The organism is Phytobacter sp. SCO41 (assembly GCF_003073275.1).
Lineage (GTDB): Bacteria > Pseudomonadota > Gammaproteobacteria > Enterobacterales > Enterobacteriaceae > Phytobacter > Phytobacter diazotrophicus.
This window is the reverse complement of the sequence record NZ_CP027225.1, coordinates 3,035,928-3,059,191: the sequence shown is the minus strand read 5'-3', so window position 1 is coordinate 3,059,191 and position 23,264 is coordinate 3,035,928. Positions and strand designations below refer to the sequence as shown.

Here is a 23,264-nt window from a genome sequence, read left to right as displayed (position 1 = left end):
GAGACAACAAAGCTTATTTAGACGTTGAACAGGAAGTTCATCACGTCGCCATCTTTCACGATGTAATCTTTACCTTCTGCGCGCATTTTGCCCGCTTCCTTCGCGCCTTGTTCACCTTTGTAGGTGATAAAGTCTTCATACGCGATGGTCTGCGCACGGATAAAGCCTTTTTCGAAGTCTGTATGAATTTTACCTGCCGCCTGCGGGGCAGTTGCGCCAACCGGGATCGTCCATGCGCGCACTTCTTTCACGCCCGCTGTGAAGTAGGTTTGCAGGTTCAGCAACTGATAACCGGCGCGAATAACGCGGTTCAGACCCGGCTCTTCAATGCCCAGTTCGGCCATAAATTCTTCGCGGTCTGCATCGTCGAGTTCAGCGATATCGGACTCAACTGCTGCACACACGGCAACGACAACAGAACCTTCGGCATCGGCGATTTCGCGCACTTTATCGAGGTAGGGGTTATTTTCAAAACCGTCTTCGTTAACGTTCGCGATGTACATGGTCGGCTTGAGCGTCAGGAAGCTCAGGTATTTGATCGCGGCTTTGTCTTCTTCGGTCAGGTTTTTCAGCGCACGCAGCATGCCTGCGTTTTCCAGTTGAGGCAGACATTTTTCCAGCGCCGCCAGCTCTGCTTTCGCGTCTTTATCGCCGCCTTTGGCTTTTTTCTGTACGCGATGAATAGCGCGCTCACAGGTGTCCAGATCAGACAGCGCCAGCTCGGTATTAATAACCTCGATATCATCCGCCGGATCCACTTTATTATTCACGTGAATGATATTGTCGTTCTCAAAGCAGCGTACCACATGACCAATGGCTTCGGTTTCGCGAATGTTGGTCAGGAACTGGTTACCCAGGCCTTCACCTTTGGATGCGCCTTTAACCAGACCGGCGATATCCACAAACTCCATCGTGGTTGGCAGAATACGCTGCGGCTTGACGATCTCCGCCAGCTTGTCCAGACGCGGATCGGGCATCGGTACGACACCGGTGTTCGGCTCAATAGTACAGAAGGGGAAGTTTGCCGCTTCAATACCTGCTTTGGTGAGCGCGTTGAACAGGGTGGATTTACCTACGTTGGGCAGGCCAACGATACCGCATTTGAATCCCATGATGTGATTACCTTAATTTCTGAATAATCAATCCGTTATATAAAACAGATTGCATAAAAGTTAATAACTTTGCCTATTATACACGTAACCGTTGTATCGCGCGGCAAAAATGCCAGAGGGCACGTGTTACTGGGCCTTAAAGGCGTGCAGACGGTTGGTCGCTTTTGTCAGGCCGTCTTTCAGCCAGATTTCCGTGCAACGTGCCGCTTCATCTACCGCTTCGTCAATCAATTTCTGTTCAGAAACAGGCGGTTTACCCAGCACAAAACCGACAACTTTGTTTTTATCGCCCGGATGACCAATTCCCACGCGCAAACGGTGGAAATTGGGGTTATTGCCCAGTTTACTGATAATGTCTTTCAACCCGTTGTGGCCGCCATGACCGCCGCCCAGTTTAAACTTCGCCACGCCCGGCGGTAAGTCCAGTTCATCATGGGCAACCAGGATTTCGTCCGGGTTGATGCGATAAAAGGTTGCCATCGCGGCAACGGCCTTGCCGCTAAGATTCATAAAAGTCGTGGGGACCAGCAGACGCACATCTTCGCCCGCCAGATTAATCCGTGAGGAATAGCCAAAAAACTTCGGTTCTTCACGTAGCGGGGCGCGGCAACGTTCAGCCAGCAGATCGACGTACCAGGCGCCTGCATTATGGCGTGTCGCGGCATATTCCGCGCCGGGATTTGCCAGCCCGACAATCAGTTTAATCGTCACTTTTTCTTCCTGACCAGGTCAATATCTGGCGCGTAGTTTACGTCGTGCGGCGCGTGATGACAAAGTTCTCAGGACGAAACGGGGAAAAGGGCAATGATTACCCATTTGAACCATTAGAAATACAACTAGTTCAGAGGGTTATTTGTAAATATATGTGGTCTTAATATGTGTAATTGTGATCCTGGGCGCAATCGCCATAACCCCCCCTGTCTATACTTTACCCACAAGCATTGGGGTTATTCCCTTTCAACCCATCGTTCCGGAGGTGACACCATGAAACGCAAAAACGCTTCGTTACTCGGTAATGTGCTTATGGGCCTGGGGTTAGTCGTGATGGTAGTCGGCGTGGGTTACTCTGTTCTGAATCAGTTGCCGCAGCTTAATCTGCCGCAGTTCTTCGCCCACGGCGCCATTCTCAGCATTTTTGTCGGCGCAGTACTCTGGCTTGCAGGCGCGCGTATTGGTGGCCATGAGCAGGTCTGTGATAAGTACTGGTGGGTACGCCATTACGACAAACGCTGCCGCCGTGACGGACACGGTCATAGCTAACGTATAGCAACACAAACAAGCGGTTTCCTCAGGAAGCCGTTTTTTTTGGCTTTTTTCTTGACCCTTACGTAACGTTAGGCCCGAGAGTGGCAGTCAAGGGGAAGAAAAGGAGCCGTTATGTTAATTCAAGCTGGTGAACTGGCACGTCGTGCCGGGATCACTGTCCGTACACTGCACCACTACGAACATATCGGTCTACTTACGCCTTCATCCCGAAGTGCTGCCGGTTACCGTTTATACAATCTCGCTGACATCAAACGCCTGCATATGATTCAGGTACTGGCGAAGGCGGGTATGCCGCTGGCAGCTATCAAGGATTACCTGGCGCGGGAGACGCGTCCGCTTCACGTTCTGCTCGATGAACAAATCAGCTTGCTTGATGTGCAAATGCGCACGATCCAGACGTTGCGCCAGCAACTGCTGATGTTAAAGCGTGGAATGGAAAGCGGGGCTGAACCTGACCTGGAGTCCTGGTTACTGACACTGGAGTTAACGAATATGTATAACCGTTGGTTTAGTGCTGAGGAATTGCGCGACCTACCGTTTGCCGCGCATGACGAAGAGCGCAGCCTTGTATGGGCGAACATGGTGGCGGAAGCCAAAGCGCTGATGGCGCAGGGGTGCCCGGTTGATGATGAAAAGGCGATGGATCTGGCAACGCGCTGGATGACGCGCCTGGAGGAGGATACTGCCCGCAGGCCGGAGTTTTTGACCCGGCTCAATGAGATGCACCTGGTTGAGCCGCAAATGCGTGAACAGACCGGAATTGATGATGCGACAATTAATTTCATCACCCGCAGTTTCGGCGAAAGCAAACTGGCTATCTGGCAGCGCTATCTGACGCCAGAAGAGATGGCATTTACCCGCGCGCATTATTTTGACCGGATGATGGAGTGGCCGCCGTTAGTCAGTCGCGTTCGCCAGGCGGCACTCGAGGGGCTTGACCCGCAGTCAGAAGAGGCGCAGGCGCTGGCAAACGCCTGGCTGGAGCTGTTCCAGTCCTATGCCGGAACCGATCCGCAAACCCAACAGAAGTTTCGCCTGTCGATGCAGCAGGAGCCGCATCTCATGAAAGGAACCTGGGTGACGCCAGACCTGCTGCAATGGCTGCAGCAGGCGGTAGATGCCCTGATGCGCAAGCGCTACGGGGCATCGGGTTCATCATAAATCCGCTAACGCGGCGTCACGGTTTGGCCAGAACGACAACCGGCCCGCAATGGGTTTGATACCCGCTCGCGCCATGGTGCGCAGCGGCTGAAACTCCAGATTGCTGACGCGCAACTCGGTGCCTTCCGGCAGGCGATTGACAAAACGCTGGAAGGCATCGAGCCCACCCGCATCAAGCAGCGGTACCGCATCCCACTTGAGTATCACGACCCGTTTGCCTGCAATCCGCGATTCCAGTTCGGTGAACAGACCGTCGGCGGCGGCGAAAAACAGCGGGCCAATCACACGCAACACCAGAATATCGTCCGCCACGTCTACATTGACAGGCGACAGACGGGTCATGCGCGCGATACGGCGCATAAACAGTAGTGATGCCAGAACGATACCCACGCTAATGGCGATAACCATATCGAACAACACGGTCAGCGACATACAAATCAGCATGACGATAATGTCGTCTGTCGGCGCGCGACGCAGCAGGTTTACCACTTTATGCGCTTCACTCATGTTCCAGGCCACCATCAGCAGCAGCGCGGCCATGGCGGAAAGCGGCAGCCAGGAGAGCAAGGGAGCGAGCACCAGCAGGGCAAGAATCACCAGAACCGCGTGAATAATGGCAGATACCGGGGACGATGCTCCGGCGCGGACGTTGGCCGCTGAACGGGCAATCGCCGCCGTAGCGGTGATGCCGCCAAAGAAAGGCGCGACAATATTCCCAAGCCCCTGACCTATCAACTCGCTATTGGCTTTATGGCGTGTTCCGGTCATGCCATCAAGCACAACCGCGCAGAGCAGAGACTCAATGGCCCCCAGTAACGCCATCGAGAACGCGGCGGGCAGCAGCGCCTGCAGAGAGGCCCAGCTCAGGGTGAAGCTCGAACCCGGCAAATCCCAGGGCAACACAAGCTGTGGCAGCAATTGTGGAATACCGTTGCCCTGTGAACCGTCTGCCAGCACGTAGTGAAATTGAGAGCCAATGGTGGCGACATGACCACCCACCAGATTAACCACCGCCATCACGGCACAACCGGCAAGCAGTGCCGGTAAATGCCCCGGCAGGCGAATGCGCAGACGAGGCCACAAAATCAGGGTGCCGAGGGTAACGACACCGATGGCCGCATCACCGAGGTTAATACTCGGCAATGCCATTGCCAGCGCGCCGACTTTTTGCAGGTAATGTTCCGGCATATGGGCAACCTGCAAACCGAGGAAATCTTTTATCTGCATGGTACCGATGGTAATCCCGATACCTGACGTAAAGCCCAGCGTGACGGAAACGGGAATATATTCGATCAGGCGCCCAAAGCGGGCGAGGCCAAACAGAATCAAAAAGACGCCTGACATCAGCGTCGCTACAAGCAGCCCACCGAGACCAAATTGCTGCGATACGGGATAGAGAATGACGACGAAAGCGGCGGTAGGGCCGGAAACGCTATAGCGCGACCCCCCGGTCAGTGCGATGACGATACCGGCGACAGCGGCGGTATAAAGCCCGTACTGCGGCGCAACGCCGCTACCAATGGCCAGGGCCATGGCCAGCGGAATGGCGATGATGCCAACCGTCACCCCGGCAATCAGGTCGCGCGTGAAACGCGCCAGGCTATATTTTTCCTTCCAGCAGGCCTCAATAATGGCGCTGAATGGCATGACGTGTGGAGAAAAGAGTCTTTTCACAGAAGAGTAATCCCTGGTCAAATATCACCAATACAAATTTGTATGCGCGATGTTTATTAGTCATACAAATAAAACACAGGAATAAAAAAACCCGCCGTAGCGGGTCTTTGTGCCGATTCCAATCAATGTTCGAACATTGCGGAAATGGATTCTTCGTTGCTGATGCGACGAATCGCTTCGGCCAGCATGCCAGACAGAGTCAAGGTACGCACGTTTGGCAGCGATTTGATTTCATCCGTCAGCGGGATGGTGTCACAAACGACCACTTCATCGATAACGGAGTTGCGCAGGTTGTTTGCCGCATTACCAGAGAAGATCGGGTGAGTCGCGTAAGCAAACACGCGTTTAGCACCGCGCTCTTTCAGCGCTTCTGCTGCTTTACACAGCGTACCGCCGGTGTCGATCATGTCGTCAACCAGCACGCAGTCACGGCCTGCGACGTCACCGATGATATGCATAACCTGAGAAACGTTCGCACGCGGACGACGTTTATCAATGATAGCCATATCGGTATCGTTAAGCAGTTTTGCGATAGCGCGAGCGCGAACAACGCCGCCGATATCCGGAGAAACCACAATCGGGTTATCCAGATTAAGTTGCAGCATGTCTTCCAGCAGAATAGGACTACCGAATACGTTATCAACCGGCACATCAAAGAAGCCCTGGATCTGCTCAGCGTGCAGGTCGACGGTGAGGACGCGGTCAACGCCTACGCTGGAGAGAAAATCTGCGACAACTTTTGCGGTGATAGGTACACGTGCGGAGCGCACGCGGCGGTCCTGACGGGCATAACCAAAATAAGGAATAACAGCGGTGATACGGCCTGCAGAAGCACGGCGCAGGGCATCAACCATAACAACCAATTCCATCAGGTTGTCGTTCGTTGGAGCACAAGTGGACTGGATGATGAAAATATCACCACCGCGTACATTTTCATTAATTTGTACGCTGACTTCGCCATCGCTAAAGCGACCTACGGCGGCGTCGCCGAGAGAAGTGTACAGGCGGTTGGCAATACGTTGTGCTAGTTCCGGGGTGGCGTTACCAGCAAAAAGCTTCATATCAGGCACGAGAAGAACCTCAGGCATGCGTCCATTGGTGGATAGAATAAGCCATAAATGTGCGGTTCGGACATAATTCTATCCATGCGGTGTATTAAAGAGCGCGATGCAACGTCTGGAACAAGTGACGTTGTCACCGGGACTCAGCTTGCCCGGCGAGGGTGCTGGCGAGAGGCGAGAGGTTTACACCTCGTGCGACAAAACCGCGCAACCATGCCGGGGCTTGCTCTAACACCTGAAGAGCAGCAGACTCTGTGTCAAATTCAGCAAAAACACAGGCCCCTGTGCCAGTCAGGCGCGACGGCGCGTATTCTAGCAGCCAGGTAAGCGCCTCATCAACCTTACGAAAACGTTTTCTTGCGATAACCTCGCAATCGTTGCTGAATTCACATTTTAGTAACGTTTCTATTGACCGCTTTGGTGTATTTCTCGGCAATTCCGGATCGCGGAAAATGGTCGGGGTGGGGATGCTGACGCCAGGATGGGCGACCAGATACCATTTCTCTTCGGGTTCCACGGGGGTAAGTATCTCGCCGACACCTTCGGCAAACGCCGCGTGGCCCCGGACAAAGACTGGTACATCCGCTCCCAGTGTTAATCCCAGTTCTGCCAGTTCATCAACCGATAAACCGCAATGCCACAGATGATTGAGCGCCACTAGCACCGTGGCCGCGTTTGATGAGCCACCGCCCAGACCGCCGCCCATCGGCAGGCGTTTGTCTATCTGGATATCCGCGCCGCTGCCAGCAGGCAGGCGACCCGTTTTATGCGCCTGCTGCATCAACAGACGGGCTGCGCGCACGATCAGGTTTTCTTCATCCGGCACCCCTTCAATAGGCGTTAGCAACCGAATAACGCCATCTGTTCGCGGTTCAAAGCTTAAGGTGTCACCGTAATCAAGAAACTGAAACAGGGTTTGCAGCGTGTGATAACCATCAGTCCGTTGCCCGGTGATGTACAAAAACAGATTGAGTTTCGCCGGTGCGGGAAAGCGCGTCATCATTTCGCAATCCAGTTATCCATTTTGAGCTTAATACGCTGTCCGCCATCGCTTAGCTCAAGACTGGAGGGCAGGGCCGGCTTCGTATTGCTGTCATAACCGCCGTACACCACTTTCCAGTTTTTGCCCCCCTGGCTGTAGTTAAGCTCGCTGAGGCGATACTGGTCGTCAAGCTTGTAGTCGGTCGCGTCGCCGGGCAGACCCAGAATCCACTGACGCAGACTATTCAATGGAATCGGCATACCGGTCAGTTTGCCAATCATCTCTTCCGCATCGGTGGAGGTATAGTGCTTGCCTTTGTTGTCGACCAGCTCTACTGCGCCAGGCTGGGCGTTGAGTTCCAGCTCCGTGCTGCCCAACGGGTTTGTCAGCAGCAGGCGATAGCGATCCTGCCCGGTCTGTTGCCAGAAAAAGCGGGCATAGACTTTCTGCTCATCGGAGATAAAAGCGAAAGCGCCACGTGTCTGAAACTGGTTCAATTTGCTGACGTCTTGCTGATGTTGACGCCACTGAGGGGCATCCGGACTCTGGCCCGGCCCTTTAGGCGCATTGAGGGTACAAGCAGTCAGTACGAGGCTAGCCAGCGGCAGCAAACGAATAAGGCGAAAGTCCGGCAAAGTCATAATGATGACGAATCCTTGAGGTGCGTTGCAGTAAATATTCTTAATGCTAGCGCCGGGCAGTGATAGCGTCTACGTTCAAGTTGTCTTAAATCATTAAATTACCGATTACTCCAAAAGGGGGCGCTCTCTTTTATTGACCTCGCGCATCCTGTATGATGCGCACAGTCTAACCTTATCAACGTTGGTACTATTCCCACTCACATGACTCTTCTGGCGCTCGGCATCAACCACAAAACGGCCCCCGTTTCGTTGCGAGAACGTATTACGTTTTCGCCGGATACGCTTGACCAGGCGTTAGACAGCCTGCTGGCGCAGCCGATGGTGCAGGGTGGTGTGGTGTTGTCAACATGTAACCGTACCGAGCTTTATTTAAGCGTTGAAGAGCAGGAAAACCTCCATGAATCGCTGGTTCGCTGGCTGTGTGATTACCATCAGATCAGCGAAGAAGAGTTGCGTAACAGCCTTTACTGGCACCACGATAACGACGCCGTCAGCCATTTAATGCGCGTGGCGAGCGGGCTGGACTCGCTGGTACTGGGCGAACCGCAGATACTCGGCCAGGTGAAAAAAGCGTTTGCGGATTCTAACCGCGGTCATCTGAAAGCCAGCGAACTCGAACGCATGTTCCAGAAGTCGTTCTCCGTCGCCAAACGCGTGCGCACGGAAACCGATATCGGCGCGAGCGCGGTTTCTGTCGCCTTTGCTGCCTGTACCCTGGCGCGCCAAATCTTTGAATCACTCTCGTCGGTCAGCGTCATGCTTGTCGGTGCGGGGGAAACTATCGAACTGGTGGCACGTCATTTGCGCGAGCATAAAGTGCAGAAGATGATCATCGCCAACCGTACCCGTGAACGTGCGCAGGTTCTGGCAGATGAAGTAGGGGCGGAAGTGATTTCCCTGAGCGATATCGATTCGCGCCTGAAAGATGCCGATATTGTTATCAGTTCTACCGCCAGCCCATTGCCGATCATTGGTAAAGGCATGGTTGAGCGGGCAATGAAGGCGCGCCGCAACCAGCCAATGCTGCTGGTGGATATTGCCGTTCCGCGCGATGTCGAGCCGGAAGTGGGTAAACTGGCGAACGCCTATCTCTACAGCGTTGACGATCTACAAAGCATTATTCAGCACAACCTCGCGCAGCGTAAAGCGGCGGCGGTGCAGGCTGAAACTATCGTTGAGCAGGAAACGAGCGAATTTATGGCCTGGCTGCGCGCGCAAAGCGCCAGCGAGACAATTCGTGATTACCGCAGCCAATCTGAGCAGATTCGTGATGAATTGACTGCCAAAGCGCTGGCCGCCCTTGAACAGGGTGGCGACGCACAAGCCATTATGCAGGATCTGGCCTGGAAACTGACCAATCGCCTGATCCACGCACCAACCAAATCTCTTCAGCAGGCCGCCCGTGACGGGGATGATGAGCGCCTGCATATTCTGCGCAACAGCCTCGGGCTGGAGTAGCACAACAATCTCTAATAACAGGGTGCATTTACGCCTATGAAGCCTTCTATCGTTGCCAAACTGGAAGCCCTACACGAGCGTCATGAAGAAGTTCAGGCGCTGTTGGGTGACGCGCAAACCATCGCCGATCAGGAGCGATTCCGCGCCTTATCCAGGGAGTATGCGCAACTAAGCGACGTATCGCGCTGTTTTACTGACTGGCAACAGATTCAGGAAGATATCGAAACCGCACAAATGATGCTCGATGACCCGGAAATGCGCGATATGGCGCAGGAAGAGTTACGCGATGCAAAAGAAAAAAGCGAACAACTGGAACAGCACCTGCAAATTCTTTTGCTACCTAAAGATCCTGACGATGAGCGCAGCGCCTTCCTGGAAGTGCGTGCCGGGACCGGCGGCGATGAAGCGGCGTTATTCGCAGGCGATCTGTTCCGCATGTATACCCGTTATGCCGAGTCGCGTCGCTGGCGTGTAGAGATCATGAGCGCCAATGAGGGCGAGCATGGTGGCTATAAAGAGATCATCGCGAAAGTGAGCGGCGAAGGCGTTTACGGACGGCTGAAATTTGAGTCCGGCGGCCATCGCGTACAGCGTGTTCCGGCAACCGAATCTCAGGGACGTATCCATACCTCTGCCTGTACCGTTGCGGTAATGCCAGAATTGCCGGAAGCCGAACTGCCGGACATCAACCCGGGCGATCTGCGCATTGATACCTTCCGTTCATCCGGCGCGGGTGGGCAGCACGTTAACACCACCGACTCCGCGATTCGTATTACCCACTTGCCGACAGGCATCGTGGTGGAGTGTCAGGACGAACGTTCTCAGCATAAAAATAAAGCCAAAGCCCTGGCCGTTTTGGGTTCGCGTATTCGCGCGGCGGAAATTGCCAAACGCCAGCAGGCGGAAGCCTCAACGCGTCGAAATCTGCTGGGTAGCGGCGATCGCAGCGATCGTAACCGCACCTATAACTTCCCGCAGGGGCGTGTGACCGACCACCGTATCAACCTGACAGTCTACCGTCTGGACGAGGTGATGGAAGGCAAGCTGGATATGCTGATTGAGCCGATTGTGCAGGAATATCAGGCCGACCAACTGGCAGCGCTCGCCGGACAGGATTGATGGACTATCAACACTGGTTGCGTCACGCGATAAATCGACTTTCGCACAGCGAAAGCCCGCGCCGGGATGCGGAGATTTTGCTGGGCTTTGTGACCGGAAAAGCGCGCACCTTTATTCTTGCTTTCGGCGAAACTGCGCTTTCGGACACTGAGCTCGCGCGGCTTGATGATCTGCTGGCCCGCCGTGAACAGGGTGAGCCGGTCGCGCATCTTGTGGGGGTACGCGAGTTCTGGTCGTTGCCGCTGTTTGTCTCGCCTGCGACGTTGATTCCGCGCCCGGATACCGAATGTCTGGTTGAGCAGGCGCTGAACCGTCTGCCGGAACAGCCGTGCCGGATCCTCGATCTGGGCACCGGCACCGGCGCTATCGCGCTGGCGCTGGCCAGTGAACGTCCGGATTGCCAGATTACGGCGGTCGACGTCATGCCCGATGCCGTCGCCCTGGCTCTGCGTAACGCGGAACATTTAGGAATAACGAACGTTTCGGTGCTGACCAGCCACTGGTTTAGCGCCCTGGAAGGGCAGCCGTTCGACCTGATTGTCAGCAATCCGCCTTATATTGATGAGCAGGACCCTCATCTTGCCATGGGGGATGTGCGTTTCGAGCCGCGTTCTGCACTGGTTGCGGCACAAGAAGGACTTGCGGATCTGGCGTGGATAATCGCACAATCAAGGCGTTTTTTGCGCCCTGGTGGCTGGCTGCTGCTGGAACACGGCTGGCAGCAGGGTGAAGCGGTACGTGCGCTGTTTGGCGAACAAGGATATGTGCAGGTGGAAACCTGCCGGGATTATGGTGATAACGAGCGTCTGACGCTCGGGCGCCTGCCGCAACAGGAGTAACAGGGAATGAGTGCGTTCACGTTTCTGATAAGCCTGCATTTGACCACGGTGGTTCTGACCATTAGCCTGTTTGTGCTGCGATACTGGTGGCGCTTTACGGGTGATCCTCGCGCACAGGCGCGCTGGGTGCGGGTTGTGCCCCATGCAGTGGACACGCTGTTATTGCTCAGCGGCCTCGGGCTTATCGTTGTAACGCGCTATATCCCATTTACTGCTAATGGCGCATGGCTGACGGAAAAGCTGTTTGGCGTTATCATCTACATCGTTTTGGGTTTCATTGCGCTGGGACGACATCGTCCGCGCAGCCAGCAAACGGGGTTTATTGCGTTTTTGCTGGGGCTGGTGGTGCTGTACATCATCATTAAACTCGCCGCCACAAAGATACCGATACTGGGGTAAGACATGCGGTCGTTAGCCGATTTCGAATTTAACAAAGCACCATTGTGCGATGGAATGATCCTGATATCTGAATTGATTCGTGATGATTTTCCCTCGCAGTTCGTGCACGACGAACTTGAGCGTCTGATCCGTCTGGCGCGTGAAGAAATAAGTGAGGCTCAACCGCAGGACTTGCAACTGGAGAAACTCCTTGAGCTGTTTTACGGCGAATGGGGTTTTAAAGACACCCGCGGTGTGTACCGTCTGTCGGATGCGTTGTGGCTGGATAAAGTCCTGCAAAACCGTCAGGGTAGCGCGGTGTCACTGGGCGCCATTCTGTTATGGGTTGCCGGGCATCTGGATATTCCGCTGATGCCGGTGATTTTCCCGACGCAGCTCATTCTGCGCGCTGAGTGGCTGGATGGGGAAATGTGGTTGATCAACCCCTTTAATGGCGACACGCTGGACGAGCATACGCTGGACGTCTGGCTTAAGGGTAACATCAGCCCTGTGGCTGAGCTGTTTAATGAGGATCTCGACGAGGCAGATAACGCGGAAGTCATCCGTAAGCTGCTCGATACTTTGAAATCGGCGTTGATGGAAGAGCAACAAATGGAACTGGCTCTGCGTGCCAGTGAAGCTTTGTTGCAGTTTAACCCGGAAGACCCGTATGAGATCCGCGATCGTGGCTTAATTTACGCGCAACTCGAGTGCGATCATGTTGCGCTGCACGATCTGAATTACTTCGTAGAGCAGTGTCCTGAGGATCCCATCAGCGAGATGATCCGTGCGCAAATTAACACCATTTCGCACAAGCAAATTACACTGCACTAAACTGAATTAATAGACTGAATCTTGATAAGGGAATTATATGACACAAAAAGTGGTTAGCATTGGCGATATCAATGTCGCGAACGATCTGCCGTTTGTTCTGTTTGGCGGTATGAACGTGCTGGAATCCCGCGACCTCGCGATGCGTATTTGTGAGCACTATGTGACTGTTACCCAGAAACTGGGTATTCCGTATGTGTTCAAAGCCTCTTTTGACAAAGCCAACCGTTCCTCCATCAAGTCTTACCGTGGGCCGGGCCTGGAAGAAGGGATGAAAATTTTCCAGGAGCTGAAACAGACGTTCGGCGTGAAAGTGATCACCGATGTTCACGAAGCCAGCCAGGCTCAGCCCGTTGCTGACGTGGTTGACGTGATTCAGTTACCGGCATTTCTGGCGCGTCAGACCGACCTGGTCGAAGCGATGGCGAAAACCGGCGCCGTCATTAACGTGAAAAAGCCGCAGTTCGTAAGCCCTGGCCAGATGGGTAATATCGTGGATAAATTCCATGAAGGCGGTAACGATAAAGTTATCCTGTGCGACCGTGGCAGTAACTTCGGTTACGACAACCTGGTTGTCGATATGCTCGGCTTTAGCGTGATGAAAAACGTCTCTGGCAACTCGCCGGTCATTTTCGATGTGACGCACGCATTGCAGTGCCGCGACCCGTTTGGCGCCGCGTCTGGTGGCCGTCGTGCCCAGGTTGCTGAGCTGGCGCGCGCGGGTATGGCGACAGGCCTGGCCGGTCTGTTTATTGAGGCGCACCCGGATCCAGCCAACGCGAAATGCGATGGCCCGTCCGCACTGCCGCTGGATAAACTGGAGCCGTTCCTGAAACAGATCAAAGCGATTGATGATCTGGTGAAAAGCTTCGATGAGCTTGATACCAGCAAGTAATCGGAGCAAAGCGTCTTAAGGTGACAGTTTGTCAACCGAACGGCGAGTAACAAAACAGGCATAGCTCCGGGCAATCTTTCATGTGTCAGATTGCCTCAGTCGGGTTGGTAGCTGTGCCTGTTTTAACAGCCTCCAGCCTGTTTTGTATCACTCTCACCGCGATCTAATGGCATCGGGAGCCTTATCGAGACTGCTGAGATCGCACTCCAGTTCAACATTATTCTTAGGTATCCAGATCCCCGCCGTAAACCCTCCCCATGCTTGCAGACGAAGCTGTGCGCGTCGTCCGCGGAACGCCACTTTGATGAGCGAGGGAGAAAAGGTTGGATGCAACGAGAACCAGGCAAAGTCGCCGATGCCGATATCCACTGAACGTCGCGCCTCTACGGTAAGAATGACCGTCCCCCAATGACGTCTTTTCGTCTCTTCGAACTCCACTTTCAGTAAGAACCCGTTATTCTCCGGCTTGCTACCAAAGCGCCCTTTATTGGGATCGTCCGGGAAGATAACAGGACGAGAAAAGGCGGGAAGTTCCGGTGAGTGTTCTGGCCGCAATTGGCCGGAAAAAGCACATGCTGTTTCCAAAACGCTTTGCGGAGGCGCCAGTCGAGGGGATCTCACGCTTTTTGGGCTCGATCGTGACAGGGTGATTTTTCCGGCGCTGATTTCGCCTTGAAAGATCACAAAAGTGTTATGCGTGGGAAGACGACCAGAAGGGGTCCGGTTTGGCGTGAGAATGTTGTACTTTTTAAGAGCGTCTAAATCGCGTGCAAGCCAGCTAAATGTTGGGCCGATACCACGTTGGAGTGGTAGCTCACGGCGCCAGCGTATATTTAGTCGTTCAAAGGTGCGTACTATCGCAGGCTGGATGGCTTCCCTATTGGTTTTGATGTAATTAGCTATACCTGACAACAGTTCATTGAATAATTGATTGGTATAACGGTAGTAGGGCGAGCCTGCTGTTTGTGCCTTTGCAAGGCTCAGAATTGCCTGCGCGACGGCGTGATGTTGCTCTTGTGAACCTTTTTCCTGCGCCGCAGAAAGAGATTTGCTGGCAATAATCACATGGGTATCAAACGCCCATGCGGCTCGTTCCTTGAGCGATATGATCGGGAAAGCATCTTGCTGCGCAAACAACTGCGGAAATCGTATCGACAGAAGACCAATAAGTATTGCGGCCCAGGGATCTGTGAATAATACAGTGACATCATCCTTGCGAATGATGTTATCCCTGACAGCCTGAACCTCTGCCGAGGTTCCTGCATCCAGTGCACGTAACAGCGCGCGTAATCGGGGGGCGGCAGGTGTAATGCTAAGCTCAAGATCTTCCGGGGCAAACGGAGGTGCCACTACCGTGATCAACGTACCACCTTGGTAAAGCGGCAACAAACAACGCTCAATCCTCACTTTTTCGATGGCTGCCGTTAACCGCACCCGATGACCCAGCCAGGGGGCGCGATCAGGCGCGTCCGGTATCTGGAGTTCAAGCCGCCCGGAAAATATTTCCATTTTTGATTCGCCGCGAAAGAGAGTAAACGTTTCTCGTCCGCCTTGTTCCTCGGACAGACCGAGCGAAATACGTCTTTTGTCTGGAGAAACCGCAACGGGCAATGTTTTGATCATCTCTGACACAGGCGCTGCACCGGAAGATCCCCATTCCTTATACAAGGGAAGGGCTGTTACATCAGAGCTAAACCATGGTGGAACTTTTGTCTCAGTCTGCTGCTTTATCGAATTAAAGAAAGTGGTTTTGCTTCCCGAAGACAGGAGGGCGGAAAAAGTGGGCAAGATAACGTTGTTCGTTTTTCCCGCTTCTACATAAAAAATAACCGATTGCGGTGCCATACCCGCAGGTGCAATGTCAGCCCAATAAATGCCGGGACTGATATTTTCTGATGAGAAGGTGCGGTTATTGGGTGTGGCAATCCAGTCGGCGAGAAATCGCTCTTTGTTTTGAATGCGAATCGTGCCAATGGAAAGGTCACGCGGTGCCACGAAATTAAGCGTTGTTTTCATGGGACGGTCACCCATTGTTCGAAGAGAGGCTCTTTAGGTTGAAAAAGCTGTGAGAAATGGCCTGTACCGTCTATCGCAATGGCATAAAGTGCGTTAATTCCCGGAGGTACGGTTGTACACCAGGGCAATGCATCACGTGTCTCTTTGTTTTTCAACCAGGGCGGTGAAGGTTCATCCCGCTGACTAATGGCAAAATCAAAATTGGGCATTCGCTCTGGCGGGTCGGTCATGACTACCAGGGGTAGCTCAAAGTTCTGTGGATAGACAAAGGGCGTGGGATCGCTTTGGGTTACAGCAAAATAGGGGTCGAAAGGTTCATTATCTCGCCAGTGTTCAAAGTAAATTCGCCGCAATGATTTGAGATCGCTCTGCAAATCGCGGCTATTGACTCCCCAACCTGAGCGGGAATAGCGCGCAGAGGAGCCGCTCAGCCCTTTAAGACATGTTTGCGTAAAGCGCCCAAATTTACGATTACTACCAGCGGCATCCGTCCCTTCATAGGCCAGTTGCCCTTCCGAGGCTGCACAGAGCAAGGAGACCTGATTACGGCTCACGGCAAAAAGATCCGGCTCAGGATAAAACAGACAAGGCTGCGCCTGAGGTCTCAGTTCGAATTTAGAAACAAATTGGCCGCATGCATCGGAAAATAAAAACGCAGCGGAAATCGTCTGGTTTTTTCTTAATGCGGTCGAAAGCTGCCCGAGATTGATGTGCGACCAGACATTGGTGATATCGTGGTTCAAGTCTTCCAAAAAGAGCACCGGTTGCTGCAGATGCGATGCACCATGGCCACAGCAATAAAAAAAAGCCACATCGCCCGGCTGTATGCATAAACGCTGATACCAGGCCAGTCCGCGTGTAGAGACGTTTAACTCTGTTGCGGGGTCAACAGGCACCGCAGCGGTCCATGGGTAGCGATTTGCTGTGACGGGTGGATCGGAAATCAATACATCGAGTGTTGCCAGCGGCGCGGCAAGGCGATCTTGATTATCGAGTAACCAGTCGCAGACAAGTTTTGCGCTATCTGCAGCGCTCGGTAAGGGAGGGACCGAGCGTAAGTCAGCGTCAACACCTTGCCCGGCGCGGGCGAAGGGATAATTTCCCACACCGACAACAAATGCGTGTGTCTTCGGGCCAATAACGTGACGATCCAAAAGTAGCGTCATTGACTGTCCCTCACAAAATACCAGACGCGTTAAGCCGCGCCCGGGTCCGTGCGTAAAACTGCGGACGCTGGAAATATTTCGAGTGCGTATCAGTAATGCCGGCCACAGAATTGAACATCACGTCTTCTGCTCCCGCATAAATCATGTCGGCACGGAAGGCCAGGGGATCGATCGGATCGAAGACATTGAACCAGTGCTTAACGCACTCCGGTCGGCGGCGAGGCGACCCGGCAGGAAGGTTAGAAGACAGGACACCGAGTGCGGCAAAAAGACCGGGTTGCGAGCCCACCGTGAAGAGCGCATCAACTTCAATATCCTTGGGTAATCCGGCGGCTTCCGGGTTGGTCAACATATCGGTGAGGATCACTCCTCCCATACTGTGTCCAACCACGATCAGCGGACCTTTAGCGGCTTTCTTCGCACTATAAGCGCGCATAAGGTCGCCACGTACAACATCCTGAATGGCATTTCGCGTTTTGCCCTCCTTGAGATAGACAAAAACATCTCCCATAAACAGACCGATGGCGGGGCTGAGACTTCCACGTACAGCATCAAACCCCAGCGTTGATGCCGCATTCGAGATACGTCCTGTTACTGCAGAAATCGCATTACTGATCGCACCTCCAATACTGAAAGTACCGTCGACGCCTTCTTTCAGCCGGTCACTAACACTTTGCGCTGTCGCATCCGCAGGAAACAGGCTGGCACTTTGCTCTGACGCAATGAGCGCAAATGCATTGCGAAACGCCTGAAGTTCCTCACCTGACAGCGGACGTTTTTGGCTCATGGCCTTGTCTGCAATCTCTGAACAAATTGCATCAAGGGCAGCAATAGGGTCTTGCTGCCCTAGCGCGACGATGGACAAATCAGACGTCTTACCGCCCGTGCTCCCGAGCCCTCCATCAAGACTGGTTAACAAGGGGAGATTTAGCGAGAAGGTGGCAATATCCGTATTGGTTTGAAATACCTCGGATGGAATGGGGGCGACAAATGTTCCCCACATCGGCGAATAGATGTCGACGGGGTTACCGTCAAAAACCAATTCCCGATAGAACGTATTGCGGTTAGCAACCGCGAGTGCGTAATCAGCGTCTGCACGTGTTGCGACACCATGGACAAAAACGAGTTGCGGCATGTTTATTCCCCATATCTTGTTATAAAGGGGGTCCTGAGTGTCCTTATGCCGGGCCTTCACCGTGAAGCACCACTTACCACGCTCAACTTTAAAAAGCGTAGCTAAGCGCAACGGTAAAGCAATATAAAAATCGGGGTTTTTATAAAGGGGAGAATAAAGGGGCTTTTACCTGTTATCGGATAGGAAAAGACGGAGAGTATGGCTGATCCTCTCCGCCTCTGTTGAAATAGTTTACATCGGGGTATATTCCGTCGGGAAAATACGACTGAATATCAGGCAAAAATCGTCATCAAATAGGCCGCAAACAGTGCCAGATGTGCGGCGCCGTTAAGGACATTGGTGCGACCCGTTGAAAACGAAATATGGCACAGCATCAATGACGCCAGCATCACCACCAGCTCCGGTTTGCCCAGGCCAAACATCAAATCATTCCCGGTCACCCAGGCAATCAGCGTGACAACCGGTACGGTCAACGAAATGGTCGCCAGAACTGAGCCGAAGAACAGATTCATTGCGCGCTGCACCTGATTATTTAATACCGCTTTCAGGGCGCCCAAGCCTTCGGGAGAGAGAATCAACAGTGCAACCAGGAAGCCGGTAAAGGCAACAGGCGCATTCATTTCCGTCAGCAGATTTTCCAGCGGATTGGCATTCATCTTGGTGACCGCAATAACGGCAATCAGATGGACCAGCAGCCAGACGGTGTGCCAGCCGCTACTGTGCGCAGACGGTTTGCCGTGGTGCGGGTCATCATCGTCGCCGTCATCTTCGTGCTCATAAACGAACAGACTCTGATGCGTTTTCGTTTGAATCAGCAGGAATACGCCATACATAGCGGCAGAAATAAGGGCCACCAGTAATGATTGTCCGGTCGTGAAATTGCCGCCTTCTAAGGCCACAGGGAAGACCAGAACAATAATGGCCAGCGGGAAGAGGGCAATCATATATTGCTTGATGCCGAACAGGTTCACATATTGCGTGGCAAATTTCCGCCCACCGAGCAATAACGAGAAGCCAACCAGACCACCGCTAACGATCATAATGATGGAATAAAGTGTGTCGCGCATGAGCGTTGGCGCAGCATCGCCGGTTGCCATTAACGCAGAAATCAGACTCACTTCAAGAATAACGACAGAAAGGCTTAAAATTAATGAGCCATAGGGTTCACCGAGACGGTGAGCAAGAACATCGGCGTGGCGTACGACGCTAAATGCGCTGGCAAGAATCCCCACCAGGGCCAGAGCATTCATTCCGATTATCACTGGCAGCGACTGACTGTTTCCCCAATAAAGCAGGGCTGCCAGTGCCAGAACCGGGAAAATGAGCGAAGTCTCCTTGTGGCGGGTTTTAACCGCCTCGTGCGTTGTTGTCATTGTTGATCTCCAACCAGCAGGTATTTGTAATTATAGAAAGAAATTCAGGGCGCATAAAATAACAAACATTCGCCTTTCATTATCCCTTTTTTACGCTTTTTTACGTCATGCGAATTTTCTGCATTGAGATGAATATTTATAAACATTTAATGGAAAATATAGTTAATTAACAATGTAATGCCGTTGGAGTTTTGTCGAAAATCAAAATCGGTTGGATAAGACGGGAAGAATAAACCAGACTTAAGTTTTTGCTTAAGGAGGTATATACGATGCCCTATAAAACGAAATCAGACTTACCCGACAGCGTGCAACATGTCCTGCCTGCCCACGCCCAGGAAATCTATAAAGAAGCCTTTAATAGTGCCTGGGAGCAATATAAAGATAAAGACGATCGCCGCGGTGATGCCAGCCGCGAAGAGACCGCGCATCGCGTAGCCTGGGCGGCGGTAAAAAATGATTATGAAAAGGGTGACGATGATAAATGGCATAAAAAGCGATAACTCTCTGAAATAGTGAGCCACATTTTTATATTGTCAACATGATGAATCGCCCTTCGCCTTACGCCCTATAGAGTTCACTTGAAAACGGCCTGTGAATTGCATATCGTCATTGAAAAGCGCCAGGAAGGCAGCAGTAAAGTCGTCGCAAGGAAGCAGGCAGTGGCGGAGGTAGAAAGAGATGTTGACGCGTGATTTCTTGATGAAGGCAGATTGTAAAACGGCGTTTGGAGACATTGAGGAATCGCTGTTATGGTCGGCGGAGCAACGAGCAGCATCGCTTGCAGCGACGCTGGCTTGCCGCCCGGATGACGGCCCGGTATGGATTTTTGGTTACGGTTCGCTGATGTGGAACCCGGCTCTGGAATATGACGAGTCCTGTACCGGTACTCTTCCCGGCTGGCACCGCGCATTTTGTTTACGTCTGACGGCGGGACGCGGCAGCGCATGCCAGCCCGGACGTATGCTTGCACTAAAAGAGGGCGGGCGCACCACCGGCGTGGCCTATCGCCTGGCAGAATCCACCCTACACGAAGAGCTTTCCCTGTTGTGGAAACGCGAGATGATCACCGGCTGCTATTTGCCGAGCTGGCGCAAGCTGGAGCTTGACGACGGGCGTACGGTAAATGCGCTGGTGTTCATCATGGACCCGCGTCATCCGCTTTATGAGTCCGATACCCGCGCGCAGACCATTGCGCCGCTTATTGCCTCAGCGAGTGGCCCGCTGGGTACCAACGCGCAATATCTGTTCTCGCTGGAACAAGAGCTGATCAAACTGGGTATGCAGGATGATTGCCTCAACGAGCTGGTGGGAAGAGTGCGTCTGCTGCTGGAGGGAGAAAAACCAGGTCCGGAGATGCAACCTGGTTTCGCCTGAGTGTGATGCTAACTTATGCTGGAACGTAACTGATGGAATGTTCCAGCGACTGGCTGTGGCTATCGATCAGCACATTCCAGATGCCGCTATAAGGAACCGCCAGATACGCACTGGCACGATCCTGAACGCTTAACACATCAGTCTGACTTGCGGCCTGACTCTTTTCGCTCATCAGATGGATATGGCAGCTCTCAGAACAACGTACTACCACTGTATCCCCACCAAATAACTTCAAACTTGTTTTTACCAACGCCATTGTTTTAAACCCCGTATATATCGACAACGCACTCCCTGCGGGAAAATCCCGTGCGTGATTTTGTTCACAATTCACTCATTGCATAACACCAAAGGGAAGGGGTTCAGATGCTGACTTTGATCAAAAAATGGCGTAACGATTAAACAATAATGACAAAATTCGGCGGGGGATTATGTCGGCGCGTTAAATTCGGGGAAAAACGCGCCGACAGAAGATTAAATGCGGAAATGCCCCGCAGTTTCAGCAAGCTCGCCCGCTTGTTCCTGCAGCGCGCCTGCTGCGGCGGCTGACTGGATCACCAGTTCGGCGTTTTGCTGCACCATTCGGTCAAGATCGATGACCGCATGGTTAATTTCCTGGATACCTTTCATCTGCTCGTTCGTGGCGACGGTGATTTCACGCATAATGACCGAGACGCTGTCAATGCTGGAGACAATTTCCCCCATACTTTCCCCGGCCAGGCGCACGTAGCGGGAACCCGTTGCCACGCTGTCTGTTGTCGAATCAATCAACGATTTAATCTCTTTCGCCGCCTGCGCGCTGCGACTGGCAAGGTTGCGCACCTCGCCGGCAACAACCGCGAAACCACGCCCTTGCTCGCCTGCACGTGCTGCTTCGACCGAGGCGTTCAGCGCCAGGATATTGGTCTGGAAAGCGATCCCGTCAATCACGCTGGTAATATCACCGATTTTGGCCGACGCCACTTCGATTGTCTGCATGGTTGAAATGGCCTGCGATACCACTTTGCCGCCGCGTGACGCCGCCTCAGAGGCGCTGTGCGCCTGTTCGTTAGCCTGAGCGGCGGAATCGGTTGACTGGGCGACGGAGGCGGTAATCTGCTCGACGGCACTGGCGGTCTCGCGCAGGCTGGAGGCGGCCTGTTCGGTACGCCCTGACAGATCCTGGTTGCCTGTCGCAATCTCTTGTGCCGCCTGCTGAACAGAGTGGCTGGAATCGCGCAGTTTAACCATCACTACGGCGAGTTTATCGCTAAAGGCGTTAAATGCATGGGCGATTTGCGCCACTTCATCGTTACCCTGTTCCGGCAAGCGCTGCGACAGGTCATCTGTGCCGCTGCTAATCGCGTTCATCGCGTCACGAATGGTGATCAGGCGCTTGAGCATAGTGGCGACAATCCAGTGCATGAGGGCACCCGCCAGCACGACCAGTACAATCAGCGAAACGGCTGAGGCTTTTAATTGCGCACGCAGGCCCGCAGTGGCGTCTGCGCTGTCCAGTGCGACAACCAGCAACCAGTTGGTGCCGTTCACTTTGGTGGCAAGAAACGCTTTTTCCGCACCGGCAAAGAGGCCCGTGAGCGGTTTACCCGCTTGCAGATCGGCAAATTTTACTTCCCCGATGGCCTCGCCAAACGGTTTCAGCGTCAGTTTGCCATCGTTGGCGGCAATCACGCTGCCATCACTGTTAAGTAACAGTCCGCTGCTGTTTGGGGTGGGTTTAATACCCTGTACGTTGGCCACCACGCTGTCCATTGACACATCACCTGCGACCACCGCTTTAAGCGTACCGTTTTCTTTGACTGGTACCGCGAAGGTGACCACCAGTTTCCCGCTGCCTGCATCGACATAGGGTGCGGTGACTATCGGAGCATCCGCTTTGGCGGCCTGCTGATACCAGGGACGAATGGTCGGATCATAATCCGCAGGCACACCGTCCGGGTTTGAGAATTTGGCCGTTTTACTGGCGTACCCCACATAGACGTTGATAAAGCCGGCGGCCTGAGCAATCTGGGTGAACACCGGAACGGGGTCGTCGGTTAGGGCGACTTTCTGGAGAGAGGAGATGGCGGTCGTTTTACTGCTGACCCAGTCGCTGATAGCGAGGCTATGGCTGGAGCTGGTGCTGGTGAGGATGTCTTGCTGAGCGTCCTGATTATGCTGGCTGGTTACCTGGTAGTTAATAACGGTGTTAAGAAGAAGAGCAATAGCGAGACAGCCCGCCGTCGCCGCAATGATACGAGCGCGAATTGACCTGAACATATTTATGAGTACCTGCTGTGTTGTCTTTAATGCCTATCGGCAGCACAGCAGGCAAACTTGATGCCAGAGAGGCACCCATAAGAAAAAAGTATTAAAGAATGGTGAATATTAGAAGGTCAGCACTTTATCTGCCGACAGCGTCCACTGCGCCAGTTCGACCAGGGTGCCAATCGCCACGCCATCCACTAAGGGCAACGTCGTGATACCGCGCCCGTCGGTGCAGGTCTTACACAATTTCACCGGTACATTTTGCGCAGTAAGGATTTCCAGCATTTGCTGAATATTGTACCCCTCGGCGGGTTTTTGCCCACGCAGCCCGGCGGTCACCGCATCGGACATTAAAAACAGGCGTAAATCGAGGTCGGCTTCTTGCTCGCGCAGGGCGATGGCCAGACGCAGACTGTTAAATAAGGATTCACTACCGTACGCCGCGCCGTTGGCGACAATCACGATCTTTTGCATCTTCACTCCTTCGATAGGGCATGGTTATTGCTTATTACTCTCCAGCAGACAGCCATGGAGAGTAA

At 53.3% G+C, this 23,264-nt stretch carries 23 protein-coding genes; 10 read left to right on the top strand and 13 right to left on the bottom strand.

Annotated features, from left to right (window positions below):
- Window positions 1–17: 17 nt before the first annotated feature.
- Window positions 18–1,112, bottom strand: coding sequence for a redox-regulated ATPase YchF (gene ychF / locus C5523_RS14810; RefSeq protein ID WP_039079207.1), 1,095 nt, complete (start codon window positions 1,110–1,112; stop codon window positions 18–20).
- Window positions 1,113–1,238: 126 nt separating this feature from the next.
- Window positions 1,239–1,823, bottom strand: coding sequence for an aminoacyl-tRNA hydrolase (gene pth / locus C5523_RS14805; protein WP_039079206.1), 585 nt, complete (start codon window positions 1,821–1,823; stop codon window positions 1,239–1,241).
- Between the two features lie 273 nt (window positions 1,824–2,096).
- Here pth and ychH point away from each other — a divergent pair, with 273 nt between their 5' ends.
- The gene (gene ychH / locus C5523_RS14800) at window positions 2,097–2,372 is read left to right on the top strand and encodes a stress-induced protein YchH (protein WP_039079205.1); all 276 of its coding nucleotides are present in this window, start codon (window positions 2,097–2,099) and stop codon (window positions 2,370–2,372) included.
- Window positions 2,373–2,489: 117 nt separating this feature from the next.
- The gene (locus C5523_RS14795) at window positions 2,490–3,539 is read left to right on the top strand and encodes a MerR family transcriptional regulator (RefSeq protein WP_108701394.1); all 1,050 of its coding nucleotides are present in this window, start codon (window positions 2,490–2,492) and stop codon (window positions 3,537–3,539) included.
- Here C5523_RS14795 and dauA read toward each other — a convergent pair.
- From dauA to lolB, 4 genes are all read right to left on the bottom strand, one after another.
- Window positions 3,534–5,186 (bottom strand): C4-dicarboxylic acid transporter DauA, encoded by a 1,653-nt coding sequence (gene dauA, locus C5523_RS14790; protein WP_071194049.1) that lies wholly within the window; start codon window positions 5,184–5,186, stop codon window positions 3,534–3,536. The two genes, C5523_RS14795 and dauA, sit on opposite strands and share 6 nt — an antisense overlap.
- Before the next feature lie 149 nt (window positions 5,187–5,335).
- Window positions 5,336–6,283 (bottom strand): ribose-phosphate diphosphokinase, encoded by a 948-nt coding sequence (gene prs / locus C5523_RS14785; RefSeq protein ID WP_090085106.1) that lies wholly within the window; start codon window positions 6,281–6,283, stop codon window positions 5,336–5,338.
- Window positions 6,284–6,407: 124 nt separating this feature from the next.
- Window positions 6,408–7,274: a 4-(cytidine 5'-diphospho)-2-C-methyl-D-erythritol kinase gene (ispE, locus tag C5523_RS14775; RefSeq protein ID WP_172960925.1), complete on the bottom strand. Its 867-nt coding sequence runs from the start codon at window positions 7,272–7,274 to the stop codon at window positions 6,408–6,410.
- On the bottom strand, window positions 7,274–7,897 hold the full coding sequence (lolB, locus tag C5523_RS14770) for a lipoprotein insertase outer membrane protein LolB (RefSeq protein ID WP_039079201.1): 624 nt from the start codon (window positions 7,895–7,897) through the stop codon (window positions 7,274–7,276). The genes ispE and lolB overlap by 1 nt, the downstream gene beginning before the upstream one ends.
- Window positions 7,898–8,098: 201 nt before the next feature.
- Between lolB and hemA the strand changes: the two genes are divergently transcribed.
- Genes hemA through kdsA form a run of 6 tightly spaced genes read left to right on the top strand, consistent with a single transcriptional unit; the run spans window position 8,099 to window position 13,417 of the window.
- On the top strand, window positions 8,099–9,355 hold the full coding sequence (hemA, locus tag C5523_RS14765) for a glutamyl-tRNA reductase (RefSeq protein ID WP_039079200.1): 1,257 nt from the start codon (window positions 8,099–8,101) through the stop codon (window positions 9,353–9,355).
- Window positions 9,356–9,391: 36 nt separating this feature from the next.
- A complete protein-coding gene (gene prfA, locus C5523_RS14760; RefSeq protein ID WP_039079199.1) occupies window positions 9,392–10,474 on the top strand; it encodes a peptide chain release factor 1 in 1,083 nt (360 codons plus the stop codon).
- A complete protein-coding gene (gene prmC / locus C5523_RS14755; protein WP_039079198.1) occupies window positions 10,474–11,313 on the top strand; it encodes a peptide chain release factor N(5)-glutamine methyltransferase in 840 nt (279 codons plus the stop codon). The genes prfA and prmC overlap by 1 nt, the downstream gene beginning before the upstream one ends.
- 6 nt (window positions 11,314–11,319) lie before the next feature.
- On the top strand, window positions 11,320–11,712 hold the full coding sequence (gene sirB2, locus C5523_RS14750; protein ID WP_039079197.1) for an invasion regulator SirB2: 393 nt from the start codon (window positions 11,320–11,322) through the stop codon (window positions 11,710–11,712).
- 3 nt (window positions 11,713–11,715) lie between these two features.
- The gene (gene sirB1 / locus C5523_RS14745) at window positions 11,716–12,525 is read left to right on the top strand and encodes an invasion regulator SirB1 (RefSeq protein ID WP_039079196.1); all 810 of its coding nucleotides are present in this window, start codon (window positions 11,716–11,718) and stop codon (window positions 12,523–12,525) included.
- A 37-nt stretch (window positions 12,526–12,562) separates the two neighbouring features.
- Window positions 12,563–13,417, top strand: coding sequence for a 3-deoxy-8-phosphooctulonate synthase (kdsA, locus tag C5523_RS14740; protein WP_039079195.1), 855 nt, complete (start codon window positions 12,563–12,565; stop codon window positions 13,415–13,417).
- A gap of 153 nt (window positions 13,418–13,570) precedes the next feature.
- Here kdsA and C5523_RS14735 read toward each other — a convergent pair whose 3' ends face one another.
- The 4 genes from C5523_RS14735 to chaA all read right to left on the bottom strand — a co-directional run bounded on the left by C5523_RS14735 (window position 13,571) and on the right by chaA (window position 19,107).
- Entirely contained in the window at window positions 13,571–15,433 is a 1,863-nt protein-coding gene (locus C5523_RS14735; protein WP_108701392.1) for a pYEATS domain-containing protein, read from the bottom strand.
- Window positions 15,430–16,599 (bottom strand): caspase family protein, encoded by a 1,170-nt coding sequence (locus C5523_RS14730; protein WP_039079193.1) that lies wholly within the window; start codon window positions 16,597–16,599, stop codon window positions 15,430–15,432. Before C5523_RS14730 ends, C5523_RS14735 begins: the two co-directional genes overlap by 4 nt.
- Window positions 16,600–16,609: 10 nt before the next feature.
- Window positions 16,610–17,734 carry a hypothetical protein gene (locus tag C5523_RS14725; protein ID WP_108701391.1) on the bottom strand — a complete coding sequence of 375 codons (1,125 nt, stop codon included), beginning with the start codon at window positions 17,732–17,734 and terminating at the stop codon, window positions 16,610–16,612.
- Window positions 17,735–18,006: 272 nt separating this feature from the next.
- Entirely contained in the window at window positions 18,007–19,107 is a 1,101-nt protein-coding gene (gene chaA / locus C5523_RS14720; RefSeq protein WP_039079191.1) for a sodium-potassium/proton antiporter ChaA, read from the bottom strand.
- A gap of 269 nt (window positions 19,108–19,376) precedes the next feature.
- Here chaA and chaB point away from each other — a divergent pair, with 269 nt between their 5' ends.
- Window positions 19,377–19,607, top strand: a complete 231-nt coding sequence (gene chaB / locus C5523_RS14715) for a putative cation transport regulator ChaB (RefSeq protein WP_039079190.1) — start codon at window positions 19,377–19,379, stop codon at window positions 19,605–19,607.
- 178 nt (window positions 19,608–19,785) lie between these two features.
- A complete protein-coding gene (locus tag C5523_RS14710) occupies window positions 19,786–20,481 on the top strand; it encodes a gamma-glutamylcyclotransferase (protein WP_039079189.1) in 696 nt (231 codons plus the stop codon).
- Window positions 20,482–20,494: 13 nt separating this feature from the next.
- Here the strand turns inward: C5523_RS14710 and C5523_RS14705 are convergent, their stop codons facing one another.
- From C5523_RS14705 to ychN, 3 genes are all read right to left on the bottom strand, one after another.
- The gene (locus C5523_RS14705) at window positions 20,495–20,737 is read right to left on the bottom strand and encodes a DUF1883 domain-containing protein (protein ID WP_039079188.1); all 243 of its coding nucleotides are present in this window, start codon (window positions 20,735–20,737) and stop codon (window positions 20,495–20,497) included.
- A 215-nt stretch (window positions 20,738–20,952) separates the two neighbouring features.
- On the bottom strand, window positions 20,953–22,737 hold the full coding sequence (locus tag C5523_RS14700; protein ID WP_071194059.1) for a methyl-accepting chemotaxis protein: 1,785 nt from the start codon (window positions 22,735–22,737) through the stop codon (window positions 20,953–20,955).
- A gap of 108 nt (window positions 22,738–22,845) precedes the next feature.
- Entirely contained in the window at window positions 22,846–23,199 is a 354-nt protein-coding gene (gene ychN, locus C5523_RS14695; protein WP_071194060.1) for a DsrE/F sulfur relay family protein YchN, read from the bottom strand.
- Window positions 23,200–23,264: the final 65 nt, after the last annotated feature.

Coding starts and splice junctions, on each gene's coding strand:
- ychF (WP_039079207.1), bottom strand. CDS start 1,112: ATGGGATTCAAATGCGGTATCGTTGGCCTGCCCAACGTAGGTAAATCC.
- ychH (WP_039079205.1), top strand. CDS start 2,097: ATGAAACGCAAAAACGCTTCGTTACTCGGTAATGTGCTTATGGGCCTG.
- C5523_RS14795 (WP_108701394.1), top strand. CDS start 2,490: ATGTTAATTCAAGCTGGTGAACTGGCACGTCGTGCCGGGATCACTGTC.
- dauA (WP_071194049.1), bottom strand. CDS start 5,186: ATGCCATTCAGCGCCATTATTGAGGCCTGCTGGAAGGAAAAATATAGC.
- ispE (WP_172960925.1), bottom strand. CDS start 7,274: ATGACGCGCTTTCCCGCACCGGCGAAACTCAATCTGTTTTTGTACATC.
- lolB (WP_039079201.1), bottom strand. CDS start 7,897: ATGACTTTGCCGGACTTTCGCCTTATTCGTTTGCTGCCGCTGGCTAGC.
- hemA (WP_039079200.1), top strand. CDS start 8,099: ATGACTCTTCTGGCGCTCGGCATCAACCACAAAACGGCCCCCGTTTCG.
- prfA (WP_039079199.1), top strand. CDS start 9,392: ATGAAGCCTTCTATCGTTGCCAAACTGGAAGCCCTACACGAGCGTCAT.
- prmC (WP_039079198.1), top strand. CDS start 10,474: ATGGACTATCAACACTGGTTGCGTCACGCGATAAATCGACTTTCGCAC.
- sirB2 (WP_039079197.1), top strand. CDS start 11,320: ATGAGTGCGTTCACGTTTCTGATAAGCCTGCATTTGACCACGGTGGTT.
- sirB1 (WP_039079196.1), top strand. CDS start 11,716: ATGCGGTCGTTAGCCGATTTCGAATTTAACAAAGCACCATTGTGCGAT.
- kdsA (WP_039079195.1), top strand. CDS start 12,563: ATGACACAAAAAGTGGTTAGCATTGGCGATATCAATGTCGCGAACGAT.
- C5523_RS14735 (WP_108701392.1), bottom strand. CDS start 15,433: ATGAAAACAACGCTTAATTTCGTGGCACCGCGTGACCTTTCCATTGGC.
- C5523_RS14730 (WP_039079193.1), bottom strand. CDS start 16,599: ATGACGCTACTTTTGGATCGTCACGTTATTGGCCCGAAGACACACGCA.
- C5523_RS14725 (WP_108701391.1), bottom strand. CDS start 17,734: ATGCCGCAACTCGTTTTTGTCCATGGTGTCGCAACACGTGCAGACGCT.
- chaA (WP_039079191.1), bottom strand. CDS start 19,107: ATGACAACAACGCACGAGGCGGTTAAAACCCGCCACAAGGAGACTTCG.
- chaB (WP_039079190.1), top strand. CDS start 19,377: ATGCCCTATAAAACGAAATCAGACTTACCCGACAGCGTGCAACATGTC.
- C5523_RS14710 (WP_039079189.1), top strand. CDS start 19,786: ATGTTGACGCGTGATTTCTTGATGAAGGCAGATTGTAAAACGGCGTTT.
- C5523_RS14705 (WP_039079188.1), bottom strand. CDS start 20,737: ATGGCGTTGGTAAAAACAAGTTTGAAGTTATTTGGTGGGGATACAGTG.
- C5523_RS14700 (WP_071194059.1), bottom strand. CDS start 22,737: ATGTTCAGGTCAATTCGCGCTCGTATCATTGCGGCGACGGCGGGCTGT.
- ychN (WP_071194060.1), bottom strand. CDS start 23,199: ATGCAAAAGATCGTGATTGTCGCCAACGGCGCGGCGTACGGTAGTGAA.